Origin of the sequence: Micromonospora sp. KLBMP9576, assembly GCF_050941805.1 — a bacterium.
In the GTDB taxonomy this organism is placed as follows: Bacteria; Actinomycetota; Actinomycetes; order Mycobacteriales; family Micromonosporaceae; genus Micromonospora.
In genome coordinates this window covers 3227986-3242340 of the sequence record NZ_CP194567.1, presented here as the reverse complement: position 1 = coordinate 3242340, position 14355 = coordinate 3227986, and the positions used below count along the sequence as shown (strand labels likewise).

Genomic DNA, 14355 nt, shown 5'->3' with positions numbered 1-14355 from the left:
TGGGTGCGGGTGTCGGCGGTCGAGGCGCGGGGCGGGTGCCGCGCACGCCTCAGCGGTCGAGGCGCCGGTAGCGGCGCACCGCCAGGGGCCCGAACACGGCGATCAGCAGCAGTGGCCAGGCCACGGCGAGTGCGACGGCGTGCCGCGCGGCGAACGACTCGCCGCCCCAGCCGGGGTTGCCGAACAGTTCCCGGCAGGCCGCGACGGTCGCGGACAGCGGGTTCCACCCGGCGACGGTGCCGAGCCAACCGGGCATGGTGTCGGGGGAGACGAACGCGTTGGAGGTGAACCCGAGCGGCCAGACCAGGATCTGCAGCATGATCACCGACTCGGGTCTGCGCAGTACCAGCGCCAGGTGGATACCGATCCAGACCAGCGCGAAGCGCAGCAGCAGAAGCAGCCCGATGGCGGCCAGCGCCGCCGGTGCCCCGGCCCGCCACTGCCAGCCGACGGCGGCACCGCAGGCGAGCATGACGGCCAGGCCGACGGCGCAGTGCAGCAGGTCCGCGGCGGCCCGGCCGGCGAGCACCGCCGAGGGCGTCATCGGCAGCGACCGGAACCGGTCGGTGACGCCGCGCGCCGTGTCGACGGCCACCGCCGCGTACGTCGACTCGATGCCGAACAGCACCGTCATGGCGAACATGCCGGGCAGCAGGAACTCCCGGTAGTCGCCGCCACCGGGCACGATCAGCGCGCCGCCGAACAGGTAGCCGAACATCAGCACCATCAACACCGGGAACAGCAACGCGGTGACGAACTGACCGGGTTGGCGCAGCCAGTGCGCCATGGCCCGCCCGGTGAGGGCGACGCCGTCGGCGACGGCCCAGCGCAGGCCCGTGGCGCTCACGCGCTCACCTTCACCGCGGTGTGCCGGTGGCCGCCGGTGAGTTTCAGGAACACCTCGTCGAGGGTGGGGCGGCGCACCACGACGTCGGCGGCGGTGAGACCGGCGTCGTCGAGGGCCCGCAGCACGGCACCCAGCGCGGCGACCCGCCCGCTGACGCCGACGCTGAGGCGCAGGCCCGCCGCGTCAACGAGCGGGGTCGCGGCGACGGCGGCGCCGACGACGCGGACGGCCCGGTCCAGGTCGTCGGCGCGGGTCAGTACGACGTCGACGCGATCGCCACCGAGGGCGGTCTTGAGCTGCTCGGGGGTGCCGGCGGCGATCACCCGGCCGGCGGCGACGACCCGGATGGTGTGGGCGAGCTGGTCGGCCTCCTCCAGGTACTGCGTGGTCAGCAGCACGGTGGTGCCGTCGGCGACGAGGCGGCGCACCGCGTCCCACACCTGGGCGCGGGCGCGCGGGTCGAGGCCCGTGGTGGGCTCGTCGAGGAAGAGCACCGGCGGGTCGAGGATCAGGCTCGCGGCCAGGTCGAGTCGGCGGCGCATCCCACCGGAGTACGTGCCGACGGGCCGCTCGGCGGCGTCGGTCAGGTCGAAGCGGGCGAGCAGTTCGGCGGCCCGGGCACGCGCCCGCGCGCCGCCGAGGTGGTGCAGCCGGCCGAACAGCACCAGATTCTGCCGGCCGCTGAGGACCTCGTCGAGCGCGGTGTGCTGGCCGACCAGGCCGATGCGGGCGCGGACCCGCCCGGGGTGGCGCAGCACGTCGACGCCGGCTACCCGGGCCGTGCCGGCGTCGGGCCGCAGCAGGGTGGTCAGCACCCGCACGGCGGTGCTCTTGCCGGCGCCGTTGGGGCCGAGCAGCCCGCACACGGTGCCGGCGGGCACCGTGAGGTCCAGCCCGGCGAGGGCGTCGGTGTCGCCGTAGCGCTTGCGTAGTGCCTCGGCCTCGATGGCCGTCGTGTCGTCGTGCATCCGCGCCCCCGCCCACTCGCTCCGTACGCCGTACCGTACACCATACGGTACGGCGCACGGTAAAGTGCCGGGATGACGACCGAGTACAGCGGCACCGGCGACCCCGCGCGCAGCCTGGCCCTGCTCTGGCGCACCCGCGAACGCGCCAGCCGCAAGGGCCGGCCCGACCTGTCCGTGGAACGCATCGTGCGCGCCGCCATCGAGGTCGCCGACGCCGAGGGCCTCACCGCCCTGTCCATGCGCCGCGTCGCCGAACGCCTCGGCGTCGGCACCATGTCCCTCTACACCTACGTCCCCGGCAAGGGCGAACTGCTCGACGTCATGCTCGACACCGTCTACGGCGAGACCGCCCGCCCCGACGAGGTCCCCGGCGGCTGGCGCGGCCGGCTCACCCAGATCGCCCACGAAACCTGGGCGCTCTACCTGCGCCACCCCTGGCTGCTGCAGGTCGCCACCACCCGCCCCCCGCTGGGCCCCCACGTCATCGCCCGCTACGAGTACGAGCTGCGCGCCGTCGACGGCATCGGCCTGACCGACCTGGAGATGGACGCCATCGTCACCCTCATCTCCGGCTACGTCCACGGCACCGTACGCGGCGCCGTGGAGACCGCCCAGGCCGCCGCGCGCACCGGCATGACCGAACAACAGTGGTGGCAGGCCCACGCCCCCTACCTGGAGAAGGCCCTCGACCCGCGCCGCTTCCCCCTCGCCGCCCGCGTCGGCACCGCCGCCGGACAGGAACACCAGGCCGCCACCGACCCGCACGCCGCGTTCGAGTTCGGCCTGGCCCGCATCCTCGACGGCATCGAGGTGCTCGTCGCCACCCGCCCGCACCCCACCGCCGCCACCGGCGGACGATAACCTTGCCGCCATGACGATGCGCCCCATCAGGATCATCGGTGACCCCGTGCTGCGCACCCCCAGCGAGCCCGTCACCAACTTCGACGCCGAACTGCGCGCCCTGGTCACCGACCTGATGGACACCCTGCTCGGCGCACCCGGACGCGCCGGCGTCGCCGCCCCCCAGATCGGCGTCAACGCCCAGGTGTTCGTCTACGACGCCGACGGCGAACGCGGCCACCTGGTCAACCCGACGCTGGAGCTGTCGGAGGAACTACAGGACGACGACGAGGGCTGCCTGTCCATCCCCGGGCTCTACTTCCCGACCCCGCGCGCCCTGCACGCCACCGCCCACGGCTTCGACCAGCACGGCGAGGCGCTGAGCATCTCGGGCAGCGGCTTCCTCGCCCGCGCCCTGCAACACGAGACCGACCACCTCGCCGGGCGCCTCTACGTCGACACCCTGCGCGGCGACGCCCGCCGCAAGGCCCTGCGGGAGATCCGCGCCGGCCGCTTCGACTCACCCCGCCGCCACGACTGAGCCCTCCGCCCACACCCTCGCGCCCGCCGACGGGTCACCGCTGGTGGGCGCGCAGCGCGTACTCGCCGTAGTCGGCCACCCGGGTGAAGCCCAGCCGCCCGTAGAGCCGCACCGCCGCCGCGTTGTCCGCCCTGACGTTGAGCGTGACGTGCGTGACGTGCTCGCGCAGCCGCCGGCACAGGGTGGTCACCGCCGCGGCGGCCAGCCCCCGCCCGCGCCACCGGGGATGGGTGGTCACGTTGCCCAGCGCCGCCACCCGGTAGGCCGGGGAGAACACGTGCACCCCGGCGACCGCCACCAGCTCACCGCCGTCGCGCACCCCCACGTACTGGCCGGTGTCCAGCATCCGCGGGTCGAACCAGTTGCCCGGGTAGGCGACCTCGTACAGCCGGCGCAGCGCCGGCAGGTCGGCGGCGTCCAGCACGGTTCCCGCCGGGGCCACCGCGTCCAGCCGCGCCGGATCGGTCAGCGCCATGCGGTGGTGCGGGCCGGCCGCGTCCATCCGGAACGCCCCCGCCAGGGCCGGCTCCACGCCGGGGGACAGGTGCGCCCACAGCCGCGCCGGCAGCACCGGCGCAAGCTGACGCAGCAGCGCCGCCAGCCGCTGGACCCGCGGCGGGGCCGCGAACGCCAGCAGCGTGGGCGTCTCCGCGCCGTGGTAGAGCAACGCGACCTCCTCGTCGCGGCGGAACCAGGAGGTGTACGGCCAGAAGAAGTCGTCCAGGTCACCCAGCTGGTACGCGTGCAGCACCGGGTCCCGCCCCAGCAGCGCGGCCAGGACGGCCCGGTCGTGTTCGGCGCGTACCGGCATCCGCCGATGATCACACATCCGGCCCGGCGCGGGACGCTCCGCCCGGCGCCCCTCAGCAGCCCGGCGGCGTGGCCGTCTCCGGCTCGGCGGGAAGGTGCTCGTGCGCCCACCGGCCCAGCGCGTCGAGCACCGGCAGCAGTGCCGCGCCCGCCCCGGTGAGCTCGTAGCTCACCCCCACCGGGGGACCCTGCCGGACCGTCCGGGTGACCAGCCCGAGCCGCACGAGCTCGCCCAGCCGGTCCGACAGCACCGACTCGCTGATCCCGGGCAGGGCGCGGGTCAGCTCGGCGAACCCGGCCGGCCCGTCGGCGAGGGTGCTCAGGAGCATGCCGTTCCACCGCTTGCCGAGAAACGCGAAGGCCCGGGCGACGCCCCCGTCACACGTGCGGGGCGTGTCGCCCACCTGCGGCCTGACCGTCATGAACCCAGGATACGGGGCACATCCCCCGAACAAGAGACTACTAAAAACCTAGCTGCTACCGTTACCGAAGCAGACCAGCCGAACTCCATGGAGACGCCCCGATGACCGACGTCCACTCGCCCCTGATCAACCTCCACCCCGAGGCCCAGGCGCTGCTGTTCACCGACGCCCGCACCGCCAACGCCTTCACCGACGAGCCGGTCACCGACGAACAACTCCAGGCGATCTTCGAACTCGCCAAGTTCCCGCCCACCGCCGCCAACACCCAGCCCCTGCGCATCCTCTACGTACGCCCCGGCGAGGCCCGCACCCGCCTGGTCGCCCACATGAACGAAGGCAACCAGGCCAAGACCGCCAGCGCCCCCATGGTCGCCGTGCTCGCCGCCGACACCGACTTCCACGAGTTCATCCCGAAGGTCTTCCCCATCCGACCTGAGATGCGCGACAGCCTCGCCGGCAACCTGGAGGCACGCGAGCGCATGGCCCGCTTCAACGCCACCCTCCAGATCGGCTACTACCTACTCGCCGTACGCGCCGCCGGCCTCGCCGCCGGGCCCATGGCCGGCTTCGACGCCACCGCCATCGACCGCGAGTTCTTCGCCGACACCACCTGGAAGACCCTGCTCGTGGTCAACATCGGCCGCCCCGGCGAGAACGCCTGGTTCCCCCGCCTGCCCCGCCTCGACTACACCGACGTCGTCCGACACGCCTGACCCACCCACGACCAGTGGGTGGCGACCCGTCAGACCGCCACCCACTGGTCGAAGCCCAACTTCCCGACCAACGCCACCACCACCACCAAGAGCACCACCCGCACGAAACCCGAACCACGTCGCAACGCCATCCGCGCCCCCAACGCCGCCCCCACGACGTTGCACACCGCCATCGCCGCCCCCAACAACCACCACACGTGCCCCGTCGCCGCGAACACCACCAACGCACCCAGATTCGTACCCACGTTCACGACCTTCGCCATCGCCGAACCGTGCACGAAATCCGCACCCACCAACAACGTGAACGCCACCACCAGAAAGGTCCCCGTACCCGGACCCACCAACCCGTCGTACAGCGCTATGCCCACCCCGGCCACCGCGACCGCCACACCCACCCGCACCCGCGTACGCCGATGCGGCTGCGCCACCACCCCCAACCGCGGCCGCGACACCACGAACGCCGCCACCGACACCAGCACCACCAACACCACCGGCCGGTACGCCGACGCCGGCACCACCCCCGCCAACGCCGCACCCACCCCGGCGCAACACATCGCCAACCCCGCCGACGGCCCCGCCACCGCCCAATCGATCTTCGTACGCCGCGCGTACGTCACCGCCGCCGTCGCCGTACCCGCGATCGCCGTCAACTTGTTCGTCGCCAACGCCGACGCCACCGGCATCCCCGGCACCGCCACCATCAACACCGGCAACAACAACAACCCACCACCACCCACCACGGCATCGATCCAACCGGCCATCGCGGCCGCGGCGAGCAAGATGGTCAACGACCCGGCATCCAGATCCACGGGGCGCCATTCTTCCCACCCCCCACCACCCCACGACCCACCCTGTGGCCAGCCTCACCGGCCCCGCAACCGCCGCAACCACACCCCCACCGCCGCCAACGCCACGAACAACAGCACCGAACAGAACAACACCTTCAACACCGGGCAACCCTCCCACCGCCACGTAAGGTGCAAGCGTGCGCCTGGCCACCTTCAACCTGCTGCACGGCCGATCCCTCGCCGACGGACTCGTCGACCCCGACCGGCTCACCGCCGCCGTCACCGCCCTCGACGCCGACATCCTCGCCCTGCAGGAAGTCGACCGCGACCAGAGCCGCAGCGGCAGACACGACCTCACCGCCATCGCCGCCCGCGCTCTCAACGCCCCCGAACACCGCTTCGCCGCCGCCGTCGTCGGCACCCCCGGCGAACAGTTCCGCCCCCTCACCCACGACGAAGACGGACACGGCGAGCCCTGCTACGGCATCGGCCTCGTCACCCGCCACCGCGTACACACCTGGCAGATCATCCGACTACGACCCGCCCCCGTACGCTCACCCGTCTACGTGCCCGGCCCCGGCGGCGGACTCATCCTGCTGCGCGACGAACCCCGCGTCGTACTCGCCGCCGTCCTCGACACACCCCACGGCCGCATCACCGTCGCCGCCACCCACCTCTCCTTCGTCCCCGGCTGGAACGCCCACCAACTACGCCAGACCATCCGCGCCCTACGCGCCCTGCCCGCCCCGCGCATCCTGCTCGGCGACCTCAACCTGCCCGCCGGCCCCGCCCGACTCCTCACCGGCTGGCGCCCCCTCGGCCGCCGCCCCACCTACCCCGCCGGGCAACCCCGCGTCCAACTCGACCACATCCTCGCCGACCGCCACGGCCTCGACCAGCTCCCACCCGTCACCGCCGTACACACCCCCCTGTCCGCCATCTCCGACCACCGCCCCCTCCTGGTCGACCTCGGCTGAACCCTGTGGCAAGCTGGCCGGCAGACGCGACTGGCGGCCAGGGGATGGACACCAAACCATCGGGGAGCTCCACGCGCGGGGTCGACCGCCTGGGCCCCGCCCGCAAGGGGAGCACCATGCCCACCGCCAGACTCCTGCCCGGCACCCCCGTCGCCGACCACATCCGCACCGAGATCGCCGCCGGCGTCACCGCACTACGCGCCGCCGGCACCACCCCCGGCCTCGCCACCATCCTCGTCGGCGACGACGACGCCAGCGCCGGCTACATCCGCATCAAACAACGCCAGGCCACCGAACTCGGCTTCACCTCACCCCACGTGCACCTGCCCGCCACCGCAACTCAGGCGGACCTGCACCACGCCATCGCCGACTTCAACACCGCACCCGACGTGCACGGGGTGCTCATCCAGCACCCCATCCCCGCACACCTCGACTACGACCGCGCCCTGCAGACCATGGATCCCGACCTCGACGTCGACGGCATGCACCCACTCAACATGGGACGCCTCGCCCTCGGCCTGCCCGGACCCCTGCCCTGCACCCCCGCCGGCATCGAAGCCCTGCTCGCCTTCCACGACATCCCCGTCGCCGGCCGCGACGTCGTCATCCTCGGCCGCGGCGCCACCCTCGGCCGACCCCTCGCCCTGCTGCTCGCCCAGAAACGACCCACCGCCAACGCCGCCGTCACCGTCGTGCACACCGGCGTACCCGACTGGGCCACCCACACCCGCCGCGCCGACATCCTCATCGCCGCCGCCGGCGTGCCCGGCATCATCCAACCCGAACACGTCCGCCCCGGCGCCGTCGTCATCGGCGGCGGCGTCCGCTACGAAGGCCGCCGCCTCCTACCCGACGTCGCCGAAAGCTGCGCCGACGTCGCCGGCGCCATCACCCCCCGCGTCGGCGGAGTCGGCCCCACCACCGTCGCCATGCTCTTCCGTAACGCCCTCGACGCCGCCCGCCGCGCCACCGGCCACCCGACCCCCCAGGCCCGGTGACCCCACCGCCCGCACCCGGGGTACGGCCCGCCGCAATCCCGGGTGCGGGCGCCCGGGACCGTGTCCGAGCAGACGACCGATCAGCTGGGCCGACATCGGCACCGAACAGGCCACCATCGACGCGCTCATCGGCGGAGCCACGGCTCCACGTCGTCCCAGCCCACCCGGCAGAGGAACAGCCCCGCCACCGGGCCGCCCGTAGTTTCCAGACCAAAAGCAACGGTAAGCAGTTGATTTAGGCCCTCACCTGGGGGGCCGAGCTCCTCAAGCTGACGTTCCCCGGCAGACGTTTCCGCCGTTTTCCGCGATCCCGGTACGTGGGACGGGAGGTCAACGCCGGTGTCGGCGTGGTGCTCGTCGTTCTCGGCGGTGATGCGGGCGGAGATCTCCTCGCCGAACCGGACGTAGATGCCGAGGGTGGCCAGGTGCCGGTGGCGGGACTTGGCCTGCAGCTCGGCGGCGCTGCGGCCTTTGGCGGCCAGGTGGGTCAACCCCGAGTGGCGCAGCTGGTGGAGGGTGTAACCGGCACCATGCGGATCGTGGAGCTTGGACGTCTGCTTGAACAGGTACTCGGCGCGCGGGTAGGACAGCCGGCCCCGGCCGATCTCCGGGCAGATGTCGCCCAGTGCAGGCGCGCGCCGCCCCGCTGCCGCGGCACGCCGGTCGGCAAGGAACACCGGCCCGATGGTGCGGCCTGCCAGCAGCGGGGGGCAGCAGCCTGGCGGTCGGGGTTTCCCAGTGCACGTACGCGCGGTCGCCGCCCTTCTCGGTGACCAGGGCGCGCCGGAACTCCATGTCAAGGTCGGGCACGTCCGAGCCGAGGATCTCCTCGGCTCGGGCGCAGGTCTCGTAGCGCATCCGCCACAGCACCCGCTCCCGCAGCGGGTTGCGGTCGTCGTGTGAACGTGCCGTCTGTGTAGTACTCGTAGAGGCAGTTCTTGACGTGGGCGGTGGCTGCGGTGCAGTCGCCCATGTCCCACTGCCCGTGCCCAGAGACATCTGGCGTTGACCAGTGAGGATTGTCCGGCAGGGTGACGGGCGTGCACCCGATCGCCGCTGTCTCGTTCCCGCCGTCCTGTAGCCCGTTCGTCGCCGGATCGATCTCCCGGCCCTGCTCGTCGACGTACCGCGCGTGGTCTGCGAGACCAGGCGGTTCGAGACCTGGGACGGCATCGGCGTAGGAGACAACATGGTCGGGCTGGACACGGGGCTGCGCGGCTGCCGGCGAGGCGAAACTCATGCCTGCGACCGCCACACTTGCCGCGACCGCGACCCGCATGATCGTCGTGCGTACTGCGTCACTGTTCCTCCCCTGTGGTTGGTGACCTACCGATAGGCGGGTGGGCGCTCGCTGGGCATGGCCTGGACCACGTCAAGGCCGAAGGTGCTCAGTAGCGTGTCGACGGCGCTCCGATCAGCGCCTATCCCTGCCCAGTGAGTGTCGACATCACTGGTGAAACACCAACGGCGATCAGCCGGCCAGACGAAGGCGGGGACCACAGCGGAGTCGCCGTCGAACGGCCCGTCGCGGCCTTCGATGTAGTCCGCGAGACGGCCGGTGAACAGGACGTACCGGCGGTGCGGAACGGTGACCATCGGGCCGTGCCGTTCGGTCGCGGACAGGGCACTTCCGGCGGCGCCTTCCCAGACGCAGAAGAAGCACTGGTCAGGCGTTGTCGTGAATTCCGCGAGGACGTGCAGCGCACGTCGTGCCTGCGGCGTCGACAACTCGCGGTCGGCCGGAACGTCGGCGTCGGTCTCGCGCTGATCGGGCGAGGTGGGATCGGGGATGTACCGCAGGCGGGCGTACGCCTCGTAGCCGGAGGGCCCGAAGGTGATCAGCTGCTCCGCCGGAGTCCGCGACGTCGCGAGCCAGGCCGCTGCGGCCGTGTCCGCCGTATACGTCAGAACCATCTCTCGCGGCCCCCGTCGTCGTTGACGCGCGCAGTGCTACCGCCGCATTAGCACCTTCCGTCGCTGGCGGTAACTTCCGTGCGCGCACGCCTACAATAGGTAATGCGCTCACCGTCGGCCTGCGATACGGCCGTTTGTATGGCCGACATGGCCAGGCTGAACCTCTGGGGCGTTCGCCTGGTTTTGAATAGCTGTGCGCCCAGATCAGGCCGATCCCGGCGACGATTGATCCGCACCGTCGTCGGGTTGCAGCGCCCGGTACAGCGTGGAGCGGCCCACGCCCAGGTGCGCGGCGATGGCGGTCACGGACTCGCCGCGGGCCAACCGGGCTCGGGCGACGTCGAGCTGGTCGGCGTTGACGGCGACCGGACGGCCGCCGCGTCGGCACGTCGACGCCACGACCGGACACGAACTGCCGCGACCCGGCGACGCCGCCTGACGCCCGGGTCCTTGGCAGGGCGTGGGGGGCGGAAATACCTAAGCACGTCAGATTCCCCGTCGTTCCCGCTTCCCTAACTTGGTGCTCAGGAGAGAGCACGAGCACCGAGGGAGAAACAGACATGAGCGACATGAACGGGCTGGTCCAGCGCTACCTGGCCGCGTGGAACGAGCCCGACGCCGCCGCGCGGCAGGCCGTTCTGGCGGAGGTCATCGCCGAGGACGCGGTCTACACCGACCCGCTGGTCTCCGTACGGGGCAGAGACGGGCTCGACGCCGCCATCGCGGCGGTGCAGGGGCAGTTCGGCGGGCTGGTCTTCAGCTTCGGCGGCGCCATCGAGGCCCACCACGACATCGCGCGGTTCGTGTGGCACCTGGGGCCGGCGGGCGGGCAGCCGGTCGTCATCGGCTTCGACGTCGTGGTGGTCGGTGACGACGGGCGGATCAGCCAGGTGCTCGGTTTCCTCGACAAGGTGCCGGCCGGGCTCTGAACATCCCCGGGGCGGTCCGCCCCCGGTCGTCGACGCAACTGAGGAGGAAACATGACCGCGTACGTGATCGCGCATCTTCGTGACCCGGAGGAGTTCCACCCCGAGGTGCTGGAATACATGGAGAGGATCCAGGCGACGATGGACCCGTTCGCCGGTCGCTTCATAGTCCACGGGGGAGCGGTGGACGTTCGCGAGGGCGTATGGCCCGGGAGCCTCGTCATGCTCGAGTTTCCGTCGGGGGAGCACGCGCGCCGCTGGTACGAGTCGCCCGCCTACCAGGCGGTCCTGCCGCTGCGGACGGACCACCTGGAGGGCGATGTCGTCATCGTCGAGGGTGTCGGGCCCGAGCATTGCGCGGCGGCGAAGGCCGCCGGGATCAGGGCGGCGTCCTGAGCTCCGTCAGGCGGTGACGTCGTAGTTGAAGCCGAAGGCGCGCGCACCGGTCTCCGTGCGGGGCCGGTGGCTCGTCTTCGGCCCGAAGGCGACGTAGGAGCCGGGGCCGTGAACGCGGTCGCCCTCGATGACTTCACCGCTGACGACGAAGTACGCCTCGCCGTAGGTCTCGTGGACGTCGAGGTCCGGCCACGTGGCGCCCGGGGCCAGGTCGATCACCCACGTCCGGATCCCCGGCATGCCCGGCAGCGTCCGTACGCGGACACCGGGACCCAGCTCGACGGGCGCGACCGCTTCGACGTCCACGGAAAGCGTCTGCCCGGATAGCACCTGTTCCGGCGGGCTCATCAAAACAAGATGTCACAGCCCCAGCCGGGCGGCGAAATCCTTCAGCTCGCTACGGGACGCGACGCCGAGCTTGGGATAGGCCTTGTAGAGGTGGTAGCCGACCGTCCGGTGACTGAGGAAGAGTTGCGCGGCGATGTCGCGGTTGGACAGGCCCTGCGCGGCGAGCCGGGTGATCTGCAGTTCCTGCGGGGTGAGGTCGGCAGCCACACCCTCCGCGGGTCTGCTGCCCTGCTCGGGGGCGCCGGTCGCGGTGAGTTCACCGCGGGCGCGTTCGGCCCACGGCCGCATGCCGAGCCGGCCGAAGACCTCCAGGGCCGCGTTCAACGGTCCGCGCGCCTCGGCCTTGCGTCTCGCTCTGCGCAGCCACTCGCCGTAGAGCAGCGCGGTCCTGGCGTACTCCACGGCGCGGCCGTCCTGGTCGTGCAGTTCGAGGGCCGCCGTGTAGCACGTCTCGGCCTGGTCATCGGCGGCGAGCAGAGCGCGGCAGCGCAGGACGAGCGCGTCGGCCCACGGCTGCCGGGCCGCCCCGGCCCACCGCTCGAAGCGTGCCAGCGGCTCGGCGGCGCGTTCCGGCGCGCCCACCCGTACGGCCGACTCGACCAGGTCGGCAGTGGAACGGGTGGCGCAGATGTGATGGCGCATCGGCTCGCGGGTCAGGCGCTCGAACCGGGTGAGCGCCGCCTCGGCGCGGCCGAGGCCGAGCTCCAGCAGCCCGAGCGACCAGTGTGCCCACGGTGCGCCGGGGGAGATGGTCCCGGCGGCGGCTCCCGCCAGCCCTTCCTCGGCGGTGCGCCGGCAGGCCACCTCGTCCCCCCTGGCCGCGTGGAGGTAGGCGAGCACGCTGCTGAACTGGCTGATCCACTGCTGCTGGCCGGTGTCGCGGGCGAGCCGGAGAGCCTCGGTGGCCGTGGCGAGCGCGTCCAGGTGCCGGCCGGCGAACACCTCGCCCTCGGCCACGAAGAAGAGCACCGTCGGCAACCGCCCGGCGCCCCCGCGAGCGCGGTGTTCGGCGGCGAGCGCGCTCGCCAACTCGTAGGCGTCGGCGTCCTGACCCAACGCGAGCGCCGCTCCGCAGAGGATCATCAACACCTGGTCGGGGGCCCGGCCCCGCCGCCGTACCCCCACGAGAGTGTCGCCCAGCGGCAGCGGACGCCCGGCCCGACCCCGGTCGAGCTGGACGAGGTAGGGCACCACCGGCGAGAGTGGATCCGCATCGTCCGACGGCAGCGTGGCCAGCCGGTCCAGCGTGGCCGCGAGCTGCCGTTCGCCCAGGTACCAGGCGGTGTGTACGGCCTGGATCAGCAGCTCGGCGGCCCGGCCCGGATCGGTGGCGTGGACGAGCCCGGCACCGTCGAGCAGCAACCGGTGGGCGGAGGCGTAGGAGCCCTGCCAGAAGTCCGCGAGCGCCCGCACCTGGGCGATGCGCGCGTGCACCGCCGGGGCCTCGTCCAGCCGGCGGGCCGCGCGGCCCCCGAGGTCCCTGGCCCGGCCCAGATCACCGGCCTCCAGTGCGGCCTCCGCCGCCAGGGCCTCCCGGTGAGCCCTGGCGGCGGGCTCGGCGCTCAGGCCGGCGGCCCGCTCGTACGCCGCCACGGCCGCCTCGTAGCCGCTGCGTTCGCACGCGCGGGCGGCGGTGCGTTCCAGCGCGGCGGCGGCCTGCTCGTCTGCCCCGGTGGCGGCGGACGCCAGATGCCAGGCCCGGCGGTCGGCGTGCTCGGGCGACGTGAGGGCGGCGGCGAGCGCCCGGTGTACGGCGAGGCGTCGCCCGATCGGTGCCCGCTGGTAGACGGCGGCGCGGATCAGCGGATGGCGGAAGCGGATCGTGGTGCCGCCGGCGTCGCCGCGGAGCACCAGGCCGGCCCGCTCGGCGGGGGACAGGTCGTCGACGGTGGCGCCCAGCGCGGCGGCGGCACGCAGGATCACGGCGAGCTCGCAGGTCTCGTCGGCCGCCGCCACCAGGAGCAGGCTCTGGCAGGCCTCCGGCATCCGGCTGACCTGGCCGTGGAAGGCCAGTCGCAGGCGACTGGTGAGGGGAAGCGCCCCCGGCGAGAACGCGCTGCCGCCGTCGGCTGCCAGGGCGACCGGCAGCTCCAGCAGGGCCAGTGGGTTGCCGCCGGCCTCGGCGAGCAGGCGGTAACGCACGGCGGGTGTGAGCGGATGCCGGTCGAGCAGGGCCGCGGCCGCCTGCGGGGCCAGCCCGCAGAGGCGCAACTCCGCGAGGCCGGGGGTGGGGAAGGAACCCTCACCGTCGCGGGCGGCGAAGATCATGACGACGCCCTCGGCGTGCAGGCGCCGGGCGGCGAACAGAAGCGCGTCCCGCGACGCCCGGTCGAACCACTGCGCGTCGTCGACGAGGCACAGCAGCCCCGTGTCGTCGGCGTGTTCCGTCAGCAGAGAGAGCGCCGCCAGCCCCACCAGCATCGGCTCGGAGCCGGCCGCGGGTCCGAGCCCGAACGCCGCCTCCAGCGCCTCGCGCTGCGGACCTGGCAGCGCGGAAAGGGCCCCGAGCGCCGGGCGCAGCAGCAACTGCAGCCCGGAGAACGGCAGTTCCGCCTCGAACTCGACCCCTGTGGCGCGCAGCAGCCGCAGGTCCCCGGCCGTTGCGGCGGCGCGGTCGAGCAACGCCGTCTTGCCGATGCCCGGCTCACCGCGCAACACCAGCGACGCGCTGGTGCCCGCGCGGGCACCCGCCAGTAGTTCGGCGATCGCGTCCTCCTCGGGCTTGCGCCCGTGCAGTTCCCCCGTGCTCATGATCCCATCCTGGCATTCGCCCAGGAGCGCGAGAACCGCCCCGACCAGCGCTGGCGTGCGGACCGCCGCCTGTCGGATCGGCCACCACGACCGCCTGGGATGCCCGATGGCAACCG

General features: G+C 72.8%; 17 protein-coding genes. 7 read left to right on the top strand and 10 right to left on the bottom strand.

Features of this window, described 5'->3' with window-relative positions; genetic code table 11:
- Positions 1 to 49: 49 nt before the first annotated feature.
- Complete coding sequence (locus ACQ452_RS14540) at positions 50 to 787, bottom strand: ABC transporter permease (RefSeq protein WP_433394150.1); 738 nt, start codon at positions 785 to 787, stop codon at positions 50 to 52.
- A gap of 56 nt (positions 788 to 843) precedes the next feature.
- The gene (locus ACQ452_RS14535) at positions 844 to 1815 is read right to left on the bottom strand and encodes an ATP-binding cassette domain-containing protein (RefSeq protein ID WP_433384255.1); all 972 of its coding nucleotides are present in this window, start codon (positions 1813 to 1815) and stop codon (positions 844 to 846) included.
- Positions 1816 to 1887: 72 nt separating this feature from the next.
- Between ACQ452_RS14535 and ACQ452_RS14530 the strand changes: the two genes are divergently transcribed.
- Both ACQ452_RS14530 and def read left to right on the top strand, forming a co-directional pair.
- Positions 1888 to 2676, top strand: coding sequence for a TetR/AcrR family transcriptional regulator (locus ACQ452_RS14530; RefSeq protein ID WP_433384252.1), 789 nt, complete (start codon positions 1888 to 1890; stop codon positions 2674 to 2676).
- Positions 2677 to 2686: 10 nt separating this feature from the next.
- Entirely contained in the window at positions 2687 to 3196 is a 510-nt protein-coding gene (def, locus tag ACQ452_RS14525; protein ID WP_433384249.1) for a peptide deformylase, read from the top strand.
- 34 nt (positions 3197 to 3230) lie between these two features.
- On the opposite strand, the gene ACQ452_RS14520 is transcribed toward def, so the two are convergent.
- Together ACQ452_RS14520 and ACQ452_RS14515 are read right to left on the bottom strand one after the other, a co-directional pair.
- Entirely contained in the window at positions 3231 to 4007 is a 777-nt protein-coding gene (locus ACQ452_RS14520) for a GNAT family N-acetyltransferase (RefSeq protein WP_433384246.1), read from the bottom strand.
- 52 nt (positions 4008 to 4059) lie between these two features.
- On the bottom strand, positions 4060 to 4428 hold the full coding sequence (locus ACQ452_RS14515; protein ID WP_433384243.1) for a winged helix-turn-helix transcriptional regulator: 369 nt from the start codon (positions 4426 to 4428) through the stop codon (positions 4060 to 4062).
- Between the two features lie 101 nt (positions 4429 to 4529).
- Here ACQ452_RS14515 and ACQ452_RS14510 point away from each other — a divergent pair, with 101 nt between their 5' ends.
- Positions 4530 to 5141, top strand: coding sequence for a malonic semialdehyde reductase (locus tag ACQ452_RS14510; protein ID WP_433384240.1), 612 nt, complete (start codon positions 4530 to 4532; stop codon positions 5139 to 5141).
- A gap of 29 nt (positions 5142 to 5170) precedes the next feature.
- On the opposite strand, the gene ACQ452_RS14505 is transcribed toward ACQ452_RS14510, so the two are convergent.
- Entirely contained in the window at positions 5171 to 5890 is a 720-nt protein-coding gene (locus ACQ452_RS14505) for a sulfite exporter TauE/SafE family protein (protein ID WP_433394148.1), read from the bottom strand.
- Between the two features lie 236 nt (positions 5891 to 6126).
- Between ACQ452_RS14505 and ACQ452_RS14500 the strand changes: the two genes are divergently transcribed.
- Positions 6127 to 6906 (top strand): endonuclease/exonuclease/phosphatase family protein, encoded by a 780-nt coding sequence (locus tag ACQ452_RS14500; protein ID WP_433384237.1) that lies wholly within the window; start codon positions 6127 to 6129, stop codon positions 6904 to 6906.
- 116 nt (positions 6907 to 7022) lie between these two features.
- A complete protein-coding gene (locus tag ACQ452_RS14495; protein WP_433384234.1) occupies positions 7023 to 7904 on the top strand; it encodes a bifunctional 5,10-methylenetetrahydrofolate dehydrogenase/5,10-methenyltetrahydrofolate cyclohydrolase in 882 nt (293 codons plus the stop codon).
- A 125-nt stretch (positions 7905 to 8029) separates the two neighbouring features.
- Here ACQ452_RS14495 and ACQ452_RS14490 read toward each other — a convergent pair whose 3' ends face one another.
- The 3 genes from ACQ452_RS14490 to ACQ452_RS14480 all read right to left on the bottom strand — a co-directional run bounded on the left by ACQ452_RS14490 (position 8030) and on the right by ACQ452_RS14480 (position 10217).
- Positions 8030 to 8581 (bottom strand): hypothetical protein, encoded by a 552-nt coding sequence (locus tag ACQ452_RS14490; protein ID WP_433384231.1) that lies wholly within the window; start codon positions 8579 to 8581, stop codon positions 8030 to 8032.
- Positions 8582 to 9230: 649 nt separating this feature from the next.
- Positions 9231 to 9818, bottom strand: coding sequence for a hypothetical protein (locus ACQ452_RS14485; protein WP_433384229.1), 588 nt, complete (start codon positions 9816 to 9818; stop codon positions 9231 to 9233).
- A gap of 204 nt (positions 9819 to 10022) precedes the next feature.
- Positions 10023 to 10217, bottom strand: coding sequence for a helix-turn-helix domain-containing protein (locus ACQ452_RS14480; RefSeq protein ID WP_433384226.1), 195 nt, complete (start codon positions 10215 to 10217; stop codon positions 10023 to 10025).
- A 161-nt stretch (positions 10218 to 10378) separates the two neighbouring features.
- On the opposite strand from ACQ452_RS14480, the gene ACQ452_RS14475 reads away from it, so the two are divergent.
- Both ACQ452_RS14475 and ACQ452_RS14470 read left to right on the top strand, forming a co-directional pair.
- Positions 10379 to 10747, top strand: a complete 369-nt coding sequence (locus tag ACQ452_RS14475) for a nuclear transport factor 2 family protein (protein ID WP_433384223.1) — start codon at positions 10379 to 10381, stop codon at positions 10745 to 10747.
- Between the two features lie 51 nt (positions 10748 to 10798).
- Positions 10799 to 11140 (top strand): DUF1330 domain-containing protein, encoded by a 342-nt coding sequence (locus ACQ452_RS14470; protein ID WP_433384220.1) that lies wholly within the window; start codon positions 10799 to 10801, stop codon positions 11138 to 11140.
- 6 nt (positions 11141 to 11146) lie between these two features.
- Here the strand turns inward: ACQ452_RS14470 and ACQ452_RS14465 are convergent, their stop codons facing one another.
- Positions 11147 to 11446, bottom strand: a complete 300-nt coding sequence (locus ACQ452_RS14465; RefSeq protein WP_433384217.1) for a hypothetical protein — start codon at positions 11444 to 11446, stop codon at positions 11147 to 11149.
- A 54-nt stretch (positions 11447 to 11500) separates the two neighbouring features.
- On the bottom strand, positions 11501 to 14239 hold the full coding sequence (locus ACQ452_RS14460; protein WP_433384214.1) for a helix-turn-helix transcriptional regulator: 2739 nt from the start codon (positions 14237 to 14239) through the stop codon (positions 11501 to 11503).
- Between the last annotated feature and the right edge of the window lie 116 nt (positions 14240 to 14355).